Source organism: Streptomyces kronopolitis (assembly GCF_050953795.1).
Taxonomy (GTDB): domain Bacteria; phylum Actinomycetota; class Actinomycetes; order Streptomycetales; family Streptomycetaceae; genus Streptomyces; species Streptomyces kronopolitis_A.
This window is the reverse complement of the sequence record NZ_CP191850.1, coordinates 7,344,408-7,364,575: the sequence shown is the minus strand read 5'-3', so window position 1 is coordinate 7,364,575 and position 20,168 is coordinate 7,344,408. Positions and strand designations below refer to the sequence as shown.

Below are 20,168 nucleotides of genomic sequence, written 5' to 3'. Positions count from 1 at the left end.
CGGCGCGCGGCCGCACACACAGACCGGCGCCGGCCGACGCGACCCGAGGTCGTGTCGGCCGGCGCCGGCCGTCAGCTTTGATTACCTCCGGCGGCCGTCAAAGCCCCAGCCGCTGCGCTCGCAGCCTTCGCTGAAGACGGGGCCGACACGGTCCAGGACGCCCGCCGAGAGCCAGCAGGCGGCGTGGTGGCCGTGACCGCGGCCGTGGTTGTTGTGGTGGTGGCCCTTGTTGCAGGCCAGGGCGGCGCTCGCACCGCCCATGACGATGGTGGTGGCCAGGGCGCTGGCTGCGATCGCGGCGCGAATGCGCATGTCTGCTCCTTGGGAGGATCAAAGGGGTATATCGACCTTTTCAGTGATCACCTTCGCAGAACCTCCCAAAACCCACTTCAACCTGAATTACGCGAGTCGGCGTAACGGCTTGCCTGGTTTTTACCCGACGGGTGTCCGGCCCCGACTCCCGCCCCGCCGCTCCCGCAGGGAGGGCAGCATCGAGCAAGACCCTTACCTGGAAGGCCTGTTCACCGCCTGACGCACCCCCCGGCACCGCTCCGGGGCGGGCGTCCGCGCACCGCGGAACGCTCGCCCCGAAGGGATGACCCGCCCGTCGCCGGTTCGGCCCGGGCCGCGGCAGGAACTCCCGCGACGTGGCCCTCCCGGTCAGGTCAGGCGAGTACCTTCGCCTTGGCCTTCTGGAACTCCTCTTCGGTGATGTCCCCGTGGTTCTTCAGCTCGGCGAGCTTGGCCAGGGAATCCGCGTGCCGGGCGGTCTCGTCGCCGGTCGCGACGGTGTCCCGGAGGTAGCTCTGCAGCTGTTTCTGCTGCCGTTCGGCCTGCGCGTACTCCCGCTCGCTCATTCCGTGGCCGCGCGCGATCACATAGATGAAGACGCCCAGGAAGGGCAGCACGATCACCAGGACGAGCCAGCCCGTCTTGGCCCAGTTGTTGATGTCACGGCTCCGGAAGATGTCACCGATGATCCTGAAGAGCAGGATCAGCCAGAGGACCCACAGAAAGATCAGGCACATCGTCCAGAACGCGTTGAGCAGCGGGTAGTCCATCGCGGCCTCCTCGTGACGCCGGTAGCCCCGAGCTCATCCGTCCCTCACCTCAAGGATCGTCGAGGTCGACGTCCAGCGCGACCAGATCGACGCCGGTGAGCGCCTGTTCCGTCCAGATCACCTTGCCGCCGGCGGTGTAGCGCGTCCCCCACCGTTCGGCCAATTGGGCGACGAGGAAGAGGCCGCGGCCGCCCTCGTCCGTGGTGGCGGCCTGCCGCAGATGCGGGGAGGTACTGCTGCGGTCGGAGACCTCGCAGATCAGGGCGGTGTCGCGGATCAGCCGCACACCGATGGGGCCGGCCGCGTACCGGATGGAGTTGGTGACCAGCTCGCTGAGGATCAGCTCGGCGGTGAACGCCGCGTCCGCCAGGCCCCATTCGATCAGCTTGCGGACCGCCGTGGCGCGTATGTGGGCGACGGCCGAGGGGTCCGGCGGCACCTCCCACTCGGCGACGTGCGCGGTGTCCAAAACCTGGGTGCGGGCCACGAGCAGGGCGATGTCGTCGCTGGGGCGCTCCGGCAGCAGCACGCCGAGTGCGGCCTCACAGGTCTCCTCCGGCGTCCGCGCGGGGTGGTCGGCGAGCGTGCGGCTCAGCAGCGCCATGCCCTCGTCGAGGTCGCGGTTGCGGTCCTCGACGAGCCCGTCGGTGAACAGCACCAGACGGCTCGCCTCGGGCAGCTGCCGGTGCCAGGTCTCGAACGGCAGCCCGCCGAGCCCGAGGGGCGGGCCACCGGGCACGTCGGCGATCTCGGCGGTGCCGTCCGGCCGCAGCAGTATGGGCTGGACGTGCCCGGCACGCGCCATGGTGCAGTTCCCGGACGCCGGGTCGTAGATGGCGTAGAGGCAGGTGGCGCCGGTGACCGAGCCCTCGGCGCCCTCGTCCTGGTCGATGCGGGTGACGAGCTCGTCGAGGTGCCAGAGGATCTCGTCGGGCGGCAGGTCCAGGTTGGCGAAGTTGTGGACCGCGGTGCGCAGCCGTCCCATCGTGGCGGCGGCGTGCAGTCCGTGCCCCACCACGTCCCCGACGACCAGCGCCACCCGGGCGCCGGGCAGCGGGATGATGTCGAACCAGTCGCCGCCGACGCCGCCGAGTCCGCCGCGCCCCGCCTGGGCGGGCAGGTAGCGGTAGGCGGCCTCGACCGCGTTCTGCTCCGGCAGGGCACGCGGCAGCAGGCTGCGCTGGAGGGTGACGGCCATGGTGTGCTCGCGGGTGTACCGGCGGGCGTTGTCGATGCTCACCGCGGCCCGCGCGACCAGCTCCTCGGCGACGGACAGGTCCTCGTCCTCGAACGGCTCGGGCACGTTGGAGCGCCAGAAGATGGCCACGCCGAGGATGACGCCGCGGGCCCGCAGCGGCACCGCGATCCTGGAGTGGATGCCGTGCGCGACTATCCGTCTCGCCCGGTCGGGGCTCTGCAGGTGCCAGCCGGTGAACGCCGCCAGATCCGCCTCCAGGGCCGCCTGCCCGCTCAGGAGGCTGGCGCCGAGGGCGGTGGCCGGCTCGAAGCGGATCAGCCGGCCGACGGGGTAGAGGCCACTCTCGGGCGGCGCGCCGCTGAGCGCCGTGCGCCGCATCTCCACGGCCGCGCCGGAGGGAGCGGTCGGCTCCTCGCCGATCAGCACGTCCTCGCCGAGATCGACGGTGACGATGTCGGCGAAGCGCGAGGCGCCGAATTCCGCGAGCTCCTCGCAGGTGCGCACCACGTCCAGGGTGGTGCCGATCTCCGTACCGGCGTCGTAGAGCAGCTTGAGGCGGCCGCGGGCCACATCGGCCCGGCCGGTGAGGGCCCGCAGCTCGGTGGTGTCGCGCAGCGTGGTGACGCTGCCCGGCGGTCCGCCGGCCTGGTCCGTCGAGCGCTGGTTGACGGCCAGCAGCCGGTCGCCGACGGGGTGGACCTCGTCGGTGACGACCCGGCCGGAGGCCAGCAGATGGGCGGTGGCGGGGTCGAGTCCCAGCTCCGTGACCGGGCGCCCCTCGACCTCGGACGGCAGGGCGAGCAGCCGGCGCGCCTCGTCGTTGGCGAGCAGCAGACAGCCGTCCCCGCCGACGATGATCACGCCCTCGCGTACGGCGTGCAGCACCGCGTCGTGGTGTTCGTACATCCGGGTCATCTCGGCCGGGCCGAGGCCGTGGGTCTGCCGCCGCAGGCGCCTGCTGACCAGTGCGGTGCCGCCGGTGGCCACGAGGAGGACACCCGCCGCGGCGCCGAACAGCAGCGGGAACTGGTTGTCGACGACGCCGCTGACGCGATTGACGGTGATCCCTGCCGAGACCAGCCCGATGACCTTGCCGTTGTGGCCGAAGACGGGCACCACGGCCTGTACCAGGGGCCCGATGGTGCCGGTGATCCGCTCGGTGACCACCCCGCCGGCCAGCGCCGGCTTGATCGTGCCGACGAATTTCTTGCCGATGCGGTTGGGAATGGGGTGGGTGTAGCGGATGCCCTGCGTGTTCATCACGACGATGAAGTCGACCTCGGAGCGTTTGCGCGCGGCTTCCGTCCGCGGCTGCAGTACCGCGGTCGGATCGGCGCTCTGCAGGGCGGCTTCGATGCCCGGCGCGTTCGCGAAGGCCTCCGCGACCGCCACCGACCGGTTGCGGGCCTCACGGTCTCCGTCGGCCCTGGATTGCAGCACGAGGGCCGCGATGGCGGCGGCGACGAGCAACACCACGATCGCCACCTGCAGGAGAAAGACCTGGCCTGCGACAGTTCGCATCCTGAGAACCGAACGCGGGCGGCCGTAGCGTCCGGCCATGTCCTCTTTGTACACCTCCCGCATACGGTGGGCGAGCCGCGCGATGCGGAGCGCAGCAGCGTCGAGCGCCCGCGCTGCTGCCGGGCGGCCTCACGGGCTGTCAGAGGATCGTCCCGTGATCCGGGGCCGGGCGCCAGAGGGCGGAAAGTCTCCCGGGTAGGTTTTACTGGTACGCATATGCGAACCTCTTCGACGAAGAGGACATACGCGGCGCTCGCGAGGCGCCGCGGCACAGGGAACAAATCGCCCAGGGTCCGGACGCTTCATGTAACTCTTCCCACAGGGCCGGGCGCTTGCCTGATCGGCACCGATGGCCCGTGTGAGTCCGGCGTAAGCACGATATGCCTGGTCAGCCGCGCTCGCCAGGCGAGCGGATCCGCCGCGGAGGTGGTAGGGGGGTGCCCCCTGCCGTGACAGGGGCGGGCCGGACGGTATGAGACGTTCGTGGGCATGCATGTTCCCGAGGAGATCCGTGCCGAGGCGGCCGCGCTCATCGACCACCACGCGCTCGGGCTGTGGAAGCCGAGTGACACCGACCGGCGGGCCGCCGTGTCGCTGTACCGCTTCCTCGAAACCGGTGTGCCGCTCACGAGCGAGCAGATCCGGGCCGCCCTTGCGCACGCGGAACCGCCGGCCGGGCTGCACGAGCGGCTGCTGAAGCTGCTGGACGAGACCGCCCGCCTGCTCGACGACGCGGCGGTGGCCGACAGCCCCGCCGGGCGGGACGCCGTCGACCACGTATGCCTTCTGCTGGACGCGCTCGCGCTCTCCGGGCGGTAAGAAGAAGGCCCGCCCGGGCAAGCGCGCCGGGCGGGCGGTTCAGGGGGCCTGCGGCTCTATCCGACCGGCGGCGCGACCGCCGTCACGGCGGGGGCCTGCTCGTCCTCGGGCACCGAGATCACCCAGTGCGTCTCCTGGCGGGGGCGCAGGTAGAGCAGCCAGTACCCGGCCGCGGCCACCACGATCGCGCCGGTGATCGCCAGGCTCTTGGTGCTCTGCTGGTAGAGCACCCACGCCAGCACCACGATCAGCAGCGCCGGGATCGCCGGCCACAGCGGCATCCGCCAGGCCAGCCGGTGCTTGTGCTCGCCGCGGCGCGAGACCAGGGCACCCAGGGCGACGAAGACGTACATCGCGGCGACGGCCACGCCGGTGACCTCGCTGAGGGTGTCGAGGTTGACGAAGCACAGGGCCGCACCGGGCACGCCGACCGCGAGGGTCGCCGCCCAGGGGGAGCCGAAGCGCCGACCGACGTGCGAGAAGACGCGGTTGACCGGGGTGGGCCAGGCGGCGTCGCGCGCCGAGGAGAAGACCACCCGGGAGTTCTGGATCACCATCACGATCGCCGCGTTGATGATCGCCAGGGCGATGCACAGGCTCACGAAGGTGCCGACGCCCGAGTTGCTCCAGTCTTGCACCATGCCCGCGACGTCACCGGCGCCGAGGGTCTTCAGGTCGGGGGCGCCCAGGGTGATGGCGATGACCGGGATCAGGACGACGGCCGCGCCGATGGCGAGGGTCCACAGCACGGTGCGCGAGACGTTGCGGCGTGGGTTGTCCATCTCCTCGGCCAGGTACACGGCGGTGGAGAAGCCCTGGAGGATGAAGAGCGCGGTGGCCAGTCCGGCCACGATGAGACCCCCGGTGACCGCGGCGCTGTGCCCGTTGCCGGCGTCGATGACGGGGTGGACGAGGACGGACGCCGGCCGCTGGGTGTGGGTGAAGCCGAGGAAGGCGACGACCGCGCTGGCGACGACCTCCAGCACCAGGAAGATGCCGGTGATCCAGGCGTTGGCGCGCAGATCGAGCAGCCCCATGGCGGTGGCCAGCAGCATCACCGCGGCGGCGGTCCACTGCGGATCCAGATGCACGATCGGGGCCAGATAGTCGGCGGTGCCCAGCGCGATGATCGGTGGCACGATCATGACGACGATCAGCGAGAGTATGAAAACCAGCCAGCCCGCGAGGCGGCCCATGAGCGTGCCGACCATGGCGTATTCGCCGCCGGAACTCGGTATCAGCGTGCCGAGTTCGGAGTAGGTGAAGGCCACGCCGACGCACAGCAGCGCCGCGATGGCGATGGTCAGCGCGGTGCCCGTGCCCAGGGTGGCGAAGGAGTCCGGAACGATCACGAAGAGCGAGGACGCCGGGGTCAGACAGGACAGCGTGAGCAGGGTGCCGCCGACCACACCGATCGACCGGGTGAGTTTGGGGCTGGTCGCGGTGTCCCCCTCGGTCACCGCGCGGGTGTCCCGCTCAGGCGCTGCGGGGGCAACAGGCGTGTAGGGCATATCGGTATCCGTATCCCATCGGTGCTGGCGGCATGAGGGGTGCTGCATATGGGGGGAACGCCGCAAAGCGGAGTGAACCCGGACAACCACGTGTCCGCTTTGGTGACCGAATACAACCCCTGCCGACGACTCCCGTCAAGACCCCGTTAACAGGGTGAGACAACGAAATCCGCAGCATCGCCCGCTACTTGGAACGCTTATCCATGATCTGAGTGCCTAATCCAAGCGGATATCGCGGCCCGACGGGACGGCGGGAGAGGCTCGCGGGCACCGCCGAATCCGTTGCGGTCCCGGCGGATCCGTGCCCCCCGCCTCACTCCTTGTGCGTGTGCACGCGGGCGATCAGCAGCGCCACGTCGTCGTGGTCGTGCTCGTCGCGCAGGGCCGCCAGCAGACGGTCGCAGAGCACCTCCAGATCCTGCTCGGGCTCCGTGAGCAGTTCCAGCAGGGTGTCCAGACGGGCGTCTATCGGCTGGTCACGGGTCTCGATCAGCCCATCGGTGTAGAGCACCAGCTGATCGCCCTCGCGCAGCGGGACGGTGGTCCGCTCGAAGGGGACGCCACCGACGCCGAGCGGCGCGCCGGTGGGCAGGTCCAGCAGCTCGGGCGGCCGGTCCGGGCGCAGCACGATCGGTGGCAGATGCCCGGCGACGGAGACCCGGCACTCGGTGCGGTGCGGGTCGTACACCGCGTACAGACAGGTGGCGAAGGCCGGGTCGAGGCCGACGGCGATGTGGTCGAGATGGCGCAGCACCTCGTCCGGGTCGAGGTCGAGGTCGGCCAGGGCGCGGGCGGTGGTGCGCAGCTGTCCCATGGTGGCGGCGGCGTTGATGCCGCTGCCCATGACGTCGCCGACGACCAGCGCGGTCTTGTCCCCGGCCACGGGTATCGCGTCGAACCAGTCGCCGCCGACCTCGCTGGCCGCCTGGGCGGGCTGGTAGCGGTAGGCGATCTGCATGGCCGTGGGCTGCGGTGGCCGGTGGTTCATCAGATGGCGCTGGAGGGTGAGCGCGGTGCGGCGTTCGCTCTGGTAGGACCGCGCGTTGTCGATGCAGACCGCCGCCCGGGCGGCCAGTTCCACGGCCAGCACCGCGTCGTCCTCGTCGAACGGCTCCGGGTTGCGCACGCGGTAGAGCGACAGCGCGCCGAGCACCTCGCCCCGGGCGATCAGCGGGACGGCCAGATAGGAGTGCAGCCCCGCCTTCTTCAGCAGGGCGGCGCCCTGCGGGTCAGCGGCGATGTGCGGCAGGTCGTCCTCGTCCACCTGGGAGACGAGGACCGGGCGCGCCTCGGTCACGCAGCGGGTGATCAGCCGGTCGGCCTCGTAGGAGGCGATCTGACCGGTGGGGTCGGCGGCGCGGGCGGCCTCGGTGGAGTAGGCCGTGGAGACGGCGAGCGCCCGGAAGCGGGCCGGGCCGCCACGGGCGAGCGAGGTCGGACGCCGCCCGTCCAGGACGGCGTCGAGGACATCGACGGCGGCCAGGTCCGCGAGTTCGGGGACGATGACGTCGGCCAGTTCGTGCGCGGTCTGGTCGACGTCGAGGGTGGTGCCGACGGTGGCGGAGGCGTCGGCGATGACGGCCAGCCGCCTGCGCGCGCGGGCCGCCTCGGTGGCGGCCCGGTGCTGCTCGGTGACGTCCACGACCGAGGTGGCCAGCCCCAGCACCCGGCCGTGGGCGTCCTCCAGGCGGTAATACGACACCGACCAGGCCTTGTCGGCGTGGGGATCGGAGGCGGTGCGCCCCAGGGTGAACTGGTCGAGCATCGGCGTACCGGTGTCGAGGACCTCGCGCATGCTGGCCACGATGGTGTCGGTGTCCAGGAAGGAGAGGGCCTCGCGGACCTCGTGGCCGATGTGCCGGTCGGCCGGCAGCTCGTTGATGCGCTCCAGCGCGGGGTTGACCATGACGAAGCGCAGCGAGGTGTCCAGGACCGCCAGGCCGATCGGTGACTGGGCCACCAGGCGCACCGACAGCGCCAGATCGCGCTCCACCCGCCGCAGCACGGTCTGGTCGGTGGCGATGCCCAGGGCGTAGGACTCGCCGCGCTCGTCCAGCAGCCGCATGTTGCGGAATTCGACGAGCCGGGTGCTGCCGTCCTTGAGCTGGACCGGGAAGACCCCCGCCCAGCTCTCGCCGCCCGCCATGACCTCGGTGAACAGGTTCAGCACCAGATCGAAGTGCTCCGGTCCGACCAGCAGCTGCGCGGCGGAGCGGCCGAGCGCCTCCTCGGCGCTCCAGCCGAACAGTGCCTCGGCCTGCGGACTCCACAGGGTGATCCGTCCGTCCGCGTCCAGCATCACGGCGGCCACGCCGAGCACGTCCAGCAGGCCGCCAGGCTGCCCCGGTGCGGCCCCCAGGCGGGCCGCACCTTCGGGGAACGCGTCGGTCGCACCCATCCAGGCACTCCTTCCGCCGGTCAACGCGGACCGACAGCCGTGGCGCTCTCCGTACATCGGCCGAATCTCACTGTGCTTCCGCTGTTCTCCATCATCTCTCGACACGGGACGGACCTGCAGGGAGAGCGAGATCCGCAGGCTGGCCGCGACCCGTGCGCGAGGGAGCATTATCCGACGCCGTTCGCAGGTCGGCGACCGTGTTGACGATATTCACCGTGAGGTTTCCGGCCGGGTTCGCAGGCGAAACGGCGGGCCGCGGCCGCATTCCGGCCCCCTGCGGGCCGCACGGGCGGTGCCCGCGCCTTGCCGACTTTGAGTTGTTGATCTCCAGGGTCTACGCTGAGAACAACTGGTTGCCTGCAGCAACCAAGTGCACGAGACCGCAACGGCGCACAGGACCGCGCCCGCCGGCGTCAGGAGGAAGCCCGACATCATGTCCAGCACCGCCCAGACCTTCCGCACGTACGTGGAGGAGAACCTCGATGTCCTTAGTGCCGACCCGACGCGCGAGGCCCTGGTCCACCAGGGCCGTCGCGTCACCGCGGGTGAGTTCCGTGCCCTCGTCCACCGCCTGGCCCGCGCCCTGCGCGCCCGCGGCGTCGACCGCGGCACCACCGTCACCCTGCTGAGCGGCAACCTCCCGGAGACCCTCGCCGCCCGCTACGCCGCCAATCTGCTCGGCGCCCGGGTCAACTTCCTCTACACCAAGCTGTCCGCCGAGTCCCAGGCCGCGATCGTCCGCGATGTCGAGACCCGCGCCCTGATCGTCGACCCGCGCATGGCCGAGCGGGCCGCCGAGGTCACCGCGCTGGCACCGGTGCCGGACGTGCTCGTGCTCGGTCCGGCCAAGAAGGGCGGCGCCGATCTGCTGGAGCTGGCGGCCGGCGAGTCCGACGAGCCGTTCGCCAGCCGGGCCCGGCTCGACGACGTGTGCACCATCCGCCACACCGGCGGCACCACGGGCCACCCCAAGGGCATCTGCACGACCTTCACACAGGCCCGCTGGTTCCACGGAGTGCTCCGGCAGGAGCCGGAGTCCGGGCGCCGGCAGCTGGTCTGCACGACCCTCGCGCACGCCGCGGGTGTGATGGCCGACAGCACCCTGCACGCCGGCGGCACCGTCGTCCTGCTCGACGACTTCGACCCCGCGACCGCGCTCGCCACCATCGAACGCGAGCGCATCACCGAGCTGTTCCTGCTGCCGCCGCTGCTCTACCAGCTGATGGACCACCCGGACGCGCAGCACACCGACACCTCCAGCCTGCGCATGGTGACGTACGGCGGCTGCCAGGCGTCCCCGGCGCGGATAGCCGACGCGATCCGGATGTTCGGCCCGGTGCTGATGCAGGGCTACGGGCAGAACGAGGCCGGCGGCATCAGCACGCTCGCCCCGGAGGACCACGACCCCGAGCGCCCCGACCGGCTGCGCTCCGCGGGCAAGGTGCTGCCGGACGTCGAGGTGGCGATCCGCGACGAGGCGGGCCGCGACCTGCCCGCCGGTGAGCACGGCGAGGTCTGCGTCCGCTCCGACATGATCATGCAGGGGTACTGGAAGCAGCCCGAACTGACCGCCGAGGTGCTGCGGGACGGCTGGCTGCACACCGGGGACATCGGCTTCCTCGACGAGGAGAACTACCTGACCATCGTCGACCGGATCAAGGACATGATCGTCGTGGTCGGCGGCCATGTGTACACCACGGAGCTGGAAGACCTGCTCAACTCCCACCCGCAGGTGCACCAGAGCGCCGTGTTCGGGGTCCGGGACGCCGACCGCATGGAGCGGGTGCACGCCGTCGTCGTCCGGGCGCCGGGGAGCACCGTCGATGCCGCGCAGCTGGGCGCCATGGTGCGGACCGAGCGCGGCGCGATGTACGAGCCCGCACGGCTGACGTTCGTCGAGGCGCTGCCGCTGACCGACGCCGGAAAGCCGGACAAGAAGGAACTGCGCCGGCAGGCCGAGCAGGAGGCCGGGACCGCCGGATGACCGCAGCGACGGGCCGCCGCAGCTGAGCGCCACGACGGCCCGTCTGTTCTGCTTCCGGTCAGAGAATGCCGAGCAGACCGAAGCCGAACGGGAAGCCGAACAGCCCGCCGAAGCCGAAGCCACCACGGCCGAAGCCGCCGAAGTTGCCGAAGCCGCCACGGCCGAAACCACCGCGGCGACCGCCGTCGAAGCCGCGGTCGAAGCCACGGTGGTGGCAGTTCTGGCGGTGGTGGTTACGGCCGTGGTCGGCCTGGGGGGCGGCAGAGGCGATGCCGGCGAGCGGGACAACGGTGGCGGCGGCAATCGCCGCAGCAGCCACGGAGCGACCTATGAACTTGCGCATTGCGTTTCTCCTGTTTGGCAGGAAATCGGACAATCGATGAGTACCGCGCACCGGCCAAAACCCCGCAGACACTACGAACAGCCACTCGAACGGCCCCCGGAATTGCTCCAGTCGCGCTAACGGATCGGGGCCCGCCGTCCCGCCCTTCGCGGCGCTCACAGCCGGAGGATGACGAGGGCCGCGTCATCGGTGGCGCCGCTGGGCGGCAACAGCTCCACCAGCAGCGCGTCGGCCAGTTCCTCGGCGCCGGCGCCCCGGTGCCGGGTGAGCGCCGCCGCCAGCCGCGCCAGGCCGGCGTCGATGTCCTCGTGGCGGCGCTCGATCAGCCCGTCGGTGTACAGGACCAGCACCGCCCCGTCCTCGAAGGCCACCTCCGCCTCGGGCCGGGCCACATGCTCGGGGCGCGCACCCAGCGGCGGGTCGGTCGCCCCGTCCAGCAGCTCCACCGTGCCGTCCGGGTGCAGCAGGGCCGGCGGCGGATGGCCGGCGCTGCTGTAGGCGAGGGTGTGCGTGGGCCAGTCGATGATCGCCTGCACCGCGGTGGTGGACTCGGCGCCCTCCACCGACCGGGCGTAGATTCCGAGCACCTCCAGGGCCTGGGCCGGTCCCCCGGTGACCCGGGTCGCGGCGCTCAGCGCGCTGCGCAGCTGGCCCATGACGCAGGCGGCGTCCAGTCCGTGGCCGACGACATCGCCGACGGCCACCGCCATCCGGTCGCCGGGCAGTTCGGCCAGGTCGTACCAGTCGCCGCAGACATTGAGCGCGCCGACCGCCGGCCGGTAGCGCACCGCCGCCCGGTGGTGCCCCACGAGCCGGGGCGCGGGCAGCATCGCGTCCTGGAGGGCCAGCACCACCTCCCGCTCCCGGTCGTGGGAGCGCCGCAGCCGGTCGTTGACCTCCTGGAGTTCCTGGGCACGGCGGAACAGCTCGGCCTCCATCCGTTCCCGGTCGCCGCCGTGGTGGCGGGCACCGGCCCGGACGATCTCGGTGACCTCCTCGACCCGGTGCACGATCAGCCGCACCTCTCCGTCGGGGCCGAGTACCGGTGCGTTGACCGGGCTCCAGTACCGCTCCTCGAACACGCCCGGCCGGCCGGGCGGTTCGACGTCGTAGCGCTGCAGCGCCATGGTGTCGCACCGGCCGGTGGCCAAGACCCGCTCCAGGGACGCCCGCAGGTTGCGCATCCCGGTCGCGCCGGGGTCGTCGGGGTTGTCGGGGAACGCGTCGAAGAGGTGGCGGCCGACCAGCTGGTCGCGTTCCCGGCCGGCCCGCTGCAGCAGCGACTCGTTCACCTCGGCGATCACCAACTCCGGGGTGAGCAGCAGCACTCCGCCCGGCAGCGCCTGGAACACCGCCGCGTAGTCGATCTCCGCGCGGCTCATGTGCGCCCCGTGCCCGGGGGCGGGTCCGGTGCGCGCCGGGTCCCGGGGTGCAGATGGGCGCAGAGGAACGCCACGGCGAGCGCGGCGGCCATGCCGTAGAAGACCGCCCGGTTGCCCTCGGCGAAGTCCCCGCGCACCGCGTCCAGCACCTCGGGCGGCAGCCGCGAGGCCGCGTCGCCGGACGGCGGCCGGCCGCCCTGGCCCGCCAGGGTGCCGGTGAGGCCGTGGGCCAGTTCGCGGGAGGTGGCGGTGGACAGCCCGCGGTCCTTGAGGCTCTCGACGATCCGGTCGGTGGTGACGTGCGCCAGCACCGTGCCCAGGACGGCCAGGCCCAGGCCGGCGGCGTAGCTGCGGACGGTCCGGGTGACGCCGGCGGCCTCGCCGCGGGACACACCGGCCGCCCGGCCGGCGGCGTCGGTCGAGGCGGGCGCGAGCAGCAGTCCGATGCCGGCTCCGGCCAGCACGATCCAGGGCCACTGGGCGCTCAGCGACAGGTCCGTCATCTCGTGCGCCCACAGCGCGAAGCCCACGGCGGCCGTCGCGGTGCCGACCCGCAGCGCCGTCCGGGCGCCGTGCCGGTCGAGGATCCATCCGCCGAGCTGCGCCGCGACGCCGAAACCCGCGAAGAAGACCAGGAGATACAGCCCGGCCTCGTTCGGCGAGGAGCCCAGGGCGACCTGTGCGTAGACCGAGGCGAAGAAGAACACCGGCACGAACGCCGTCATCGCGAAGAAGAGCACGACGACATCGGCGACGAAGGCGCGGTCGCGGAAGACCCGCAGGCCGAGCAGCGGGTGGCGGGTGCGCAGTTCGAAGCGGACGAAGACCACCAGCACCAGCAGCCCGCCGAGGGTGCACGCCCAGGTCGCCGGGGCGGCCCAGCCCCAGGTGCCGGCCTGCTGGAGGCCCAGCACGCTCAGGACCGTACCGGCGGCGAGCAACAGCGCACCGCGCCCGTCCAGGCTCCCGCGGCGGGCGTCGTCGGGGAGGTGCGCCAGCAGTGTCAGCACGACGGCGACCACCGCGACCGGCACGTTGACCCAGAAGACGGCCCGCCAGGTCCAGGTGGTGAGCCAGCCGCCGAGGACCGGTCCGATCGCGGTCAGCGCGCCGGACAGCCCGAAGAACAGGGCCAGCGACCGCCTCCGGCGCGCGGCCGGAACGACCATGCCCACCACGGCGAGCGCCGCGGGGAACATCAGGGCCGCGCCGACACCCTGCCCGGCCCGGCACACGACCAGCCAGGCCAGGGCGGCGTCCCCGTGCGGCACGGCGCCGCACAGCGCGGCGGCGAGGAGGAAGATCACGGTGCCCACGAGCATGATGCGGCGGTGGCCGAGCAGATCGGCCAGCCGCCCGCCCAGCGCGAAGCACGCCGCGAGGGCCAGCAGATAGGCGTTGACGACCCATCGGATGCCGGCGGCGGTGAGGCCCAGGTCCTCGGCGATCCGCGGCGCGGCGAGGGACACGAGCGTCTGGTCGATGAAGGTCATCGACACCGCGAAGAGCATGGCGGCCAGCGAGAGCGTCCGCTGCGCCGCTCCCGTCCCCGCGTCCCGCCCGGCCTTTGGCGCGCGCCGGGCCGTCGCCTCCGGTGCGTTCCTGTCGTGCGCCACGTGCGACATGTTCCCGTCCGAGGGAGGCGGGCGCATGCCGGGGAAGGGGCGGTCGGGGCTCCCGGTGCCCGGACGGCGCGACCGGTGCGGTCGCGCGCGGCGTGGGCGGGTACGGCCGTTCGGGTCGGGCTGTCCGGCGCCGGCGGTGTCAGCGCTTGCGGGCCCGGCTCGGCTGCACCCGGGACGGCTCCCCCGGCATCTTCGGATGGTCGGGCGGATAGGGCAGGTCCCCCAGCCCCTCGTCCCGCTCCTGCCGGTCCGCGGCCTCCAGGACGGATTCCAGGCCGAAGGCGTGGTCGGCCATGTCGGCGTGCACATCGCCGAGTTCCGCGAACCGCGGGGGCACGGTCCGCAGGTCGAAGTCCTCGGGCGCCGCGTCGGAGAGCTCGTCCCAGTGCAGCGGGGTGGAGACGGTCGCCCGCGGCCGGGCGCGCAGCGAGTAGGCGGAGGCGATGGTCCGGTCCCGGGCCATCTGGTTGTAGTCCACGAAGACCTTCTCGCCGCGCTCCTCCTTCCACCAGGCCGAGGTCACCTGCTCCGGCATCCGGCGCTCCAGCTCCCGGGCCACGGTGATGGCGGCGCGCCGGACCTCGGTGAACGTCCAGTGCGGCCGCAGCGGAACGTAGACGTGCACCCCGCGGCCGCCGGACGTCTTGGGCCAGCCGCGCAGCCCGTGCTCGGTCAGCAGCTCCCGCAGCGCGTGCGCGACCCGGACGGCGTCGGCGAAGCCGGTGCCGGGCTGCGGGTCGAGGTCGATCCGCAGTTCGTCGGGGTGCTCGGTGTCGTTCCGGCGGACCGGCCACGGATGGAACGTCAGACACCCCAGATTGGCCGCCCAGAGCACGGCCGCGGGCTCGGTGGGGCACATCTCGTCGGCGAACCGCCCGCTGGGGAAGGTGATCCGGGCGGTGGGCAGCCAGTCGGGCAGTCCCTTGGGCGCCCGCTTCTGGTAGAAGAACTCGCCCTCCACGCCGTCGGGAAAGCGCTGCATGGTGGTGGGCCGGTCGCGCAGGCCCCGCAGCACCCCGTCGGCGACGGCGAGGTAGTACTGCGCGACGTCCATCTTGGTGAAGCCGCGCTCGGGGTAATACGTCTTGTCGGGGTTCGACAGGCGCACCGTGCGTCCCGCGACGTCCAGCTCGACAGCTCCGCCTCCGGCCATGACTCCACGTTAGGTTCCGAGCCGCGGCGCCGCGCGCCGGGAGCGCGGTGTGCCGCCCGCGTCCGGCGCGCGGGAAGCGCCGCCGGCGGTCAGGATCGGGGCATGGACCTGCCCGTGATGCCCCCGGTCTCCCCGATGCTCGCGAAGCTGGTGACCAGGATTCCCGCCGGCATGCAGTACGAGGCCAAGTGGGACGGCTTCCGCGTCATCGTCTTCCGCGACGGCGACGAGGTCGAGATCGCCAGCCGTACCAAGAAGCCGCTCACCCGCTACTTCCCCGAAGTGGTCACGGCGGCGCGGGCCGAGCTGCCGCGGCGCTGCGTCCTGGACGGCGAGATCGTCATCGCCCATGACGGCCGGCTGCACTTCGAGGAGCTGCTGGAGCGCATCCACCCGGCCGACTCCCGGGTCCGCACCCTCGCCGAGCGGACGCCCGCCTCGCTCGTCGCCTTCGACCTGCTGGCGCTGGACTCCGCCACGCTGCTGCACGAGCCACAGGCGGCGCGCCGGGAGGCCCTGGTCGAGGCGCTGCGCCCGGCCCGTGCCCCGGTGTACACCGCGCCCGCCACCACGGATCAGGAGCTGGCGCGCCGCTGGTTCACCCAGTTCGAGGGCGCGGGGCTGGACGGGGTGGTCGCCAAGCCGCTCGATCTGCCGTACCGGCCCGGTGACCGCGCCATGTTCAAGATCAAGCATGCCCGGACCGCGGACTGCGTGGTCGCGGGGTACCGGCTGCACAAGAGCGGGCCGGTGGTCGGCTCCCTGCTGCTGGGCCTGCACGACGACGCCGGGCACCTCCAGCACGTCGGGGTGTGCGCGTCGTTCCCCATGGCCAGGCGGCGGGCGCTGATCGAGGAGCTGGCGCCGCTGCGGATGGCGGACGCCGCGGGGCATCCGTGGGGCGAGTGGGCCGATGAGGCGGCGCACGCCTCGCGGCGGATGCCGGGCGGGCCCAGCCGCTGGAGCGGCGGCAAGGACCTGTCGTGGGTGCCGCTGCGCCCGGAGCGGGTGTGCGAGGTCGCCTACGACCACATGGAGGGCGACAGGTTCCGGCACACCGCCCAGTTCCGTCACTGGCGCCCGGACCGTACGCCGGAGAGCTGCACCTACGCCCAGCTGGAGGAGCCGGTGCACTACGACCTGGGCGAGCTGCTGCGGGACTGACGTCCCCGTGCCGGGCGCGACCCGCTCAGCGGTCGGTGTCCGGGGGCCAGCGGCGCCGGGTCTCCCCCGGCGCGAGGCGGTCGACGACCTCGGCGAGTTCCCGGCAGGCGTACTCGATCTTGCGGCGGATGCTGTACTGCTCGGCGATGATCGCCGACAGCAGCAGCGCGGTGAGCGCCGCGGACGCGTTGAGGGCCTGGAGGTTGATCATCGCCTCCAGCAGGCTCTGGCCCTGGAACGGTCCCCGGCGGCCGTTCGCCGCGGTGATGGCCAGCACGGACACCAGCAGCACGATCGGGGCCGCGCCCGCCAGCTGGAAGCGCAGCGCCGCCCACACGATCAGCGGAAAGACCAGGAACAGCAGCGACAGCTCGCTGGAGACCGCCACATACGTGATCCCGACCGAGCCGGCCAGCAGGATCGCGGCCTCGGCCCAGCGGTAGCCGGGCACGTCCCGGGGCCGGCGCAGCGTCCGGCAGGCGAGGAGCAGCGGGGTGATGACGAGGATGCCCATCGCGTCGCCCACCCACCACGCGGCCCAGGTCTTCCAGAAGCCGCCGGCCGGCAGCACCCCGCTCAGGAGCAGCGTTCCGGTGCCGACCGTCGCGCTGATCAGCATGCCGGCGAACGCGCCGAGGCCGACCAGCGCCACCCCGTCGCGCAGCCGGTCGAGTTCGGTGCGAAAGCCCACCCTGCGCAGCATCCAGCAGGCGCACACGGGGGCCAGGGTGTTGCCCGCCATGATGCCGATGACGGAGGGCTGGAGTGCGCTGATCGAGGCGACGACCAGGAAGGTGCCGAGCGCGATGCCCGGCCAGGCCCGCAGGCCCAGCAGGAGCAGACAGCTCAGCGCGATGCCCGTGGGCGGCCAGAGCGGCGTGACCTGGGCGCCGGCGATCACCACCTGCTCCAGCAGGCCGATCCGTGCGGACGCGTAGTAGACGCCGGCGAGGCCGAGGATCGTCAGGGCTGCCGGTGCGAGACGGCGGAGTTCCTCGGTGCGCACCACACCGGCCATCAGACAACGCCGGCGGCCGGGCACCGGGCGCGACACGCACGCCAGGGCCGCGCTTCACCCCGCTCTGGGCGCCGCCGCGTCGAAGCGCAGCACGATCACCGCGGAGTCGTCGGTGTGCCCGGTGAATTCGGCCACGCTCATCGCCACGTCGGCCACCGTGGCCGGGTCGCCGCCGGCGTTGGCGCTGACCAGCCGGGTCACCTGGGCCAGTCCGGCCTCTATCGGGAACGACGGGCCCTCGACGACCCCGTCGGTGAGCAGGACGAACGCGCCCGCCGTGGCGAAGCGCCGGCGGGTGACCGGATAGTCCTCCCCCGCGACGATGCCGAGCGGCAGGCCCCCGGCGTCGTCGGCGAGACCGTGGCGGCCGTCGGTGGTGGCCCAGATGCCCGGCACATGACCGGCCCGGGCGCTGGACAGCTCCCAGGCGACCGGGTCGAAGCGGACGAAGGTGCAGGTCGCGAAGAGCCCGCAGTCGACGGACACCAGCAGGTCGTTGGCGCGCCGCAGCACCTCCCCCGGGTCGGCGGCGTGGCCGGCGACGGCGCGCAGCCCGAAGCGGATCTGCCCCATGAAGGCGGCCGCCTCGACGTCGTGCCCCTGTACGTCGCCGATGCAGAAGGCGAGCGATCCGTCGGGCAGCGGGAAGCCGTCGTACCAGTCGCCCCCGATGTCCAGGCCGTGCCGGGCGGGGGCGTAGGTGGCGGCGGCGCGCAGGCCGGGCACCACCGGCAGGACTGTCGGCAGCATGTCGTGCTGGAGGGCCTCGGCCAGCTCCACCCGGGCCCGCTGCTTCTCGGCGCCCTCCCGCGCCTGGGCGGTGAGCCGGCCGAGCGTGGTCAGCAGATCGTCGGCGCTCGCGGACCGCGAAGGACGACGCCGCAGCATGGATCGCTCCAAGGTGCGTCGGTGCAGGAGCCGCCGCGGGGCGCGCTCCGTGCGGTGCTCCGCGTGGGCCGTCTGACCTGGCCTGATGGGACCCCTGGGGAGTCCGTCTGTCCGGTTCATCTTATTTCTGCGGCCCGGGTTCCGCTTGACGGCCGCCCGGTGGGGGCGGGCCCGGCGGATGCGCGGGAGCGGGCGGCGGGGCGTCCGGCGGGGCGGACTCCGCCGGACGGACGGCCCTCGCGCGCCGGGCTCAGGCGGTGGCCGCCGGGCGGGGTGCCTGGAGGTGCCGGACGCCGGACCGGACGGCCCAGAAGAAGACCGCGACGGCGAGGGCGGCGACGGTGAGGGAGTCGTACGGGGCGGGCAGCCGGCCGGAGCCCTCGAAGGTGCCCAGCCAGGACAGCAGCGTCAGGGCCACGAGGTAGACCACCAGCCAGGCGCCGGTGCGCAGTTCGGCGCCGAGCGGGCGGCGCGGGCCGGCGCCGTCGGCCTCCGGGGCGTCCTGATCGGTGCGGGCGCCGGGGCGGCGCATGGCCAGGAAGAGCAGCAGGCCGCCGAGGACCAGCGGGAGCGCGAGCCGCAGGTCCTGCCAGCCCGACCAGTAGACGAACTCGCTGGACACCACGAAGCTGACCGGCGCGATCCAGCTCAGCCCCGGGACCCAGCCCGCGGTGCGGCCGCCCGGCTCGGCGCGGAAGACGGCGACCGCGACCGCGGAGGCGGCGTAGATCAGCAGATACATGTCGCCCATGACGCTGACGATGTCCTGCCAGCCGCCGAACGGCAGCAGGAAGACCACGATGACGACGAGGTTGATCACCAGGGCCCGGCGCGGGATGCCGAACCGCTGGTTGACCTTCATGAAGTACCGGGGGATGGTGCCGTTCTTGGCGAGCGCGTAGGTGTGCCGGGCGTCGATCGCCACGCCCACGTACGCCGAGCCGCCGGGCGAGACCACCGCGTCCGCGTAGAGCAGGCTGGACAGCCAGTGCAGATTGAGGATCAGGGCGAGCTGGCCGAACGGCGAGTCGAAGGAGACCCCCTGCCAGCCGTGGCCGAGCAGGTTCTCGGGGACCGTGAAGAGGAACGCCAGCTGCAGGGCCAGGTACATCAGGACGGCCAGGCCGATCCCGCTGAGGACGGCGCCGGGGATGGTCCGGCGGGGGTTGCGGGTCTCGCCGGAGAAGTCCAGCGGCGCCTGGAACCCGTTGACGGAGTAGACGATGCCGCCGCCGGCCAGCGCGGTCAGGCAGGCGACATAGCCGTACGGCGCGAAGCCGCCGTGGTCCGTCAGCCGGCCGGAGTGCCAGCCGGAGGCGATCAGCGCGATCACGGTGACCACCGGGACGACGATCTTGAACACCGAGACCAGGTTGTTGAGCCTGGCGAACATCCGCACCGCGAACCAGTTCAGCACCGTCAGCAGCACGCTGAGCCCGGTGGCCAGCGCCAGCCCGGAGAGGGTGAGGGTGTGGCCGTTGTAGATGCCCGGGAGGTAGTGCGCGGCGTACTGCATGATCGCGCTGATCTCGGCAGCGGTGCCGCCCACCGACAGCAGGGTGGACCAGCCGATGAGGGTACCGACGAGCCGGCCGCTGGCGAACAGCGGCCAGCGGACCGTGCCGCCGCCCTCCGGCCGGGACGCGCCCAGCTCGATCATCACCAGCGCGACCAGTGCGCACAGCACGCCCGCCCCCACCCAGGACAGCAGGGCGGCGGGGCCGGCGGTCTGCGCGGCGTACATGGCGGCGAACAGCCAGCCGGAGCCGACGATGTTCGAGAAGCCGATGCCCGTCAGCCCCCAGAAGCCCAGGTCACGGCGCAATCGGCGCTCCTGCGCCTGCACTTCCGGCGCGCCGGCGCCCTCGCCCCCGGCTGATACCTGACGCTCCGTCACGGAAACGGCCTCCTTGATTCACTGTTCCGGCCCGCCGGACCCTACTCGACCGGCGGCGCGCGGAAATGTCCTGCTCCACCAGCGGACACTTCCTCCACACGGCGTGCCGTCACGGCGCCGGAGCGTGCGGCGCCCGGCCGGGAGGGCCCCGGCCGGACGCACGGGGGCGGGGGAAGGCAGGGCCGCGCGGGGCGCAGCCGACACAC

At 72.5% G+C, this 20,168-nt stretch carries 15 protein-coding genes; 3 read left to right on the top strand and 12 right to left on the bottom strand.

All coding sequences use genetic code 11. The annotated features are described in order from the left end of the window. Positions 1-81: 81 nt before the first annotated feature. From ACQP17_RS32565 to ACQP17_RS32555, 3 genes are all read right to left on the bottom strand, one after another. Entirely contained in the window at positions 82-312 is a 231-nt protein-coding gene (locus ACQP17_RS32565) for a hypothetical protein (protein WP_189102053.1), read from the bottom strand. A gap of 353 nt (positions 313-665) precedes the next feature. After that, a complete protein-coding gene (locus ACQP17_RS32560; protein ID WP_433859515.1) occupies positions 666-1,061 on the bottom strand; it encodes an SHOCT domain-containing protein in 396 nt (131 codons plus the stop codon). Positions 1,062-1,110: 49 nt separating this feature from the next. Further along, on the bottom strand, positions 1,111-3,819 hold the full coding sequence (locus ACQP17_RS32555) for a SpoIIE family protein phosphatase (RefSeq protein ID WP_433859514.1): 2,709 nt from the start codon (positions 3,817-3,819) through the stop codon (positions 1,111-1,113). Positions 3,820-4,269: 450 nt separating this feature from the next. Here ACQP17_RS32555 and ACQP17_RS32550 point away from each other — a divergent pair, with 450 nt between their 5' ends. Beyond that, positions 4,270-4,599: a hypothetical protein gene (locus tag ACQP17_RS32550; protein WP_433859513.1), complete on the top strand. Its 330-nt coding sequence runs from the start codon at positions 4,270-4,272 to the stop codon at positions 4,597-4,599. Between the two features lie 56 nt (positions 4,600-4,655). Here the strand turns inward: ACQP17_RS32550 and ACQP17_RS32545 are convergent, their stop codons facing one another. Both ACQP17_RS32545 and ACQP17_RS32540 read right to left on the bottom strand, forming a co-directional pair. Then, entirely contained in the window at positions 4,656-6,110 is a 1,455-nt protein-coding gene (locus tag ACQP17_RS32545; protein ID WP_433859512.1) for an APC family permease, read from the bottom strand. A gap of 313 nt (positions 6,111-6,423) precedes the next feature. Then, a complete protein-coding gene (locus ACQP17_RS32540) occupies positions 6,424-8,508 on the bottom strand; it encodes a SpoIIE family protein phosphatase (RefSeq protein ID WP_433859511.1) in 2,085 nt (694 codons plus the stop codon). A gap of 433 nt (positions 8,509-8,941) precedes the next feature. On the opposite strand from ACQP17_RS32540, the gene ACQP17_RS32535 reads away from it, so the two are divergent. Then, on the top strand, positions 8,942-10,492 hold the full coding sequence (locus ACQP17_RS32535; RefSeq protein ID WP_433859510.1) for an AMP-binding protein: 1,551 nt from the start codon (positions 8,942-8,944) through the stop codon (positions 10,490-10,492). Positions 10,493-10,550: 58 nt separating this feature from the next. Here ACQP17_RS32535 and ACQP17_RS32530 read toward each other — a convergent pair whose 3' ends face one another. The 4 genes from ACQP17_RS32530 to ligD form a co-directional block, all read right to left on the bottom strand. Next, positions 10,551-10,994: a hypothetical protein gene (locus ACQP17_RS32530; RefSeq protein WP_433859509.1), complete on the bottom strand. Its 444-nt coding sequence runs from the start codon at positions 10,992-10,994 to the stop codon at positions 10,551-10,553. Beyond that, entirely contained in the window at positions 10,991-12,217 is a 1,227-nt protein-coding gene (locus tag ACQP17_RS32525) for a PP2C family protein-serine/threonine phosphatase (RefSeq protein ID WP_433859508.1), read from the bottom strand. The genes ACQP17_RS32530 and ACQP17_RS32525 overlap by 4 nt, the downstream gene beginning before the upstream one ends. Beyond that, positions 12,214-13,842, bottom strand: a complete 1,629-nt coding sequence (locus ACQP17_RS32520) for an MFS transporter (RefSeq protein ID WP_433859507.1) — start codon at positions 13,840-13,842, stop codon at positions 12,214-12,216. The genes ACQP17_RS32525 and ACQP17_RS32520 overlap by 4 nt, the downstream gene beginning before the upstream one ends. 139 nt (positions 13,843-13,981) lie before the next feature. Beyond that, on the bottom strand, positions 13,982-14,995 hold the full coding sequence (gene ligD / locus ACQP17_RS32515; protein ID WP_433859506.1) for a non-homologous end-joining DNA ligase: 1,014 nt from the start codon (positions 14,993-14,995) through the stop codon (positions 13,982-13,984). 102 nt (positions 14,996-15,097) lie between these two features. On the opposite strand from ligD, the gene ACQP17_RS32510 reads away from it, so the two are divergent. Further along, entirely contained in the window at positions 15,098-16,159 is a 1,062-nt protein-coding gene (locus ACQP17_RS32510; protein ID WP_433859505.1) for an ATP-dependent DNA ligase, read from the top strand. A 25-nt stretch (positions 16,160-16,184) separates the two neighbouring features. Here the strand turns inward: ACQP17_RS32510 and ACQP17_RS32505 are convergent, their stop codons facing one another. The 3 genes from ACQP17_RS32505 to ACQP17_RS32495 all read right to left on the bottom strand — a co-directional run bounded on the left by ACQP17_RS32505 (position 16,185) and on the right by ACQP17_RS32495 (position 19,962). After that, positions 16,185-17,168 (bottom strand): MASE1 domain-containing protein, encoded by a 984-nt coding sequence (locus ACQP17_RS32505; protein WP_433860067.1) that lies wholly within the window; start codon positions 17,166-17,168, stop codon positions 16,185-16,187. Between the two features lie 63 nt (positions 17,169-17,231). Beyond that, positions 17,232-18,065: a PP2C family protein-serine/threonine phosphatase gene (locus tag ACQP17_RS32500; RefSeq protein WP_433859504.1), complete on the bottom strand. Its 834-nt coding sequence runs from the start codon at positions 18,063-18,065 to the stop codon at positions 17,232-17,234. Positions 18,066-18,315: 250 nt separating this feature from the next. Then, positions 18,316-19,962, bottom strand: coding sequence for an APC family permease (locus ACQP17_RS32495; protein WP_433859503.1), 1,647 nt, complete (start codon positions 19,960-19,962; stop codon positions 18,316-18,318). Positions 19,963-20,168: the final 206 nt, after the last annotated feature.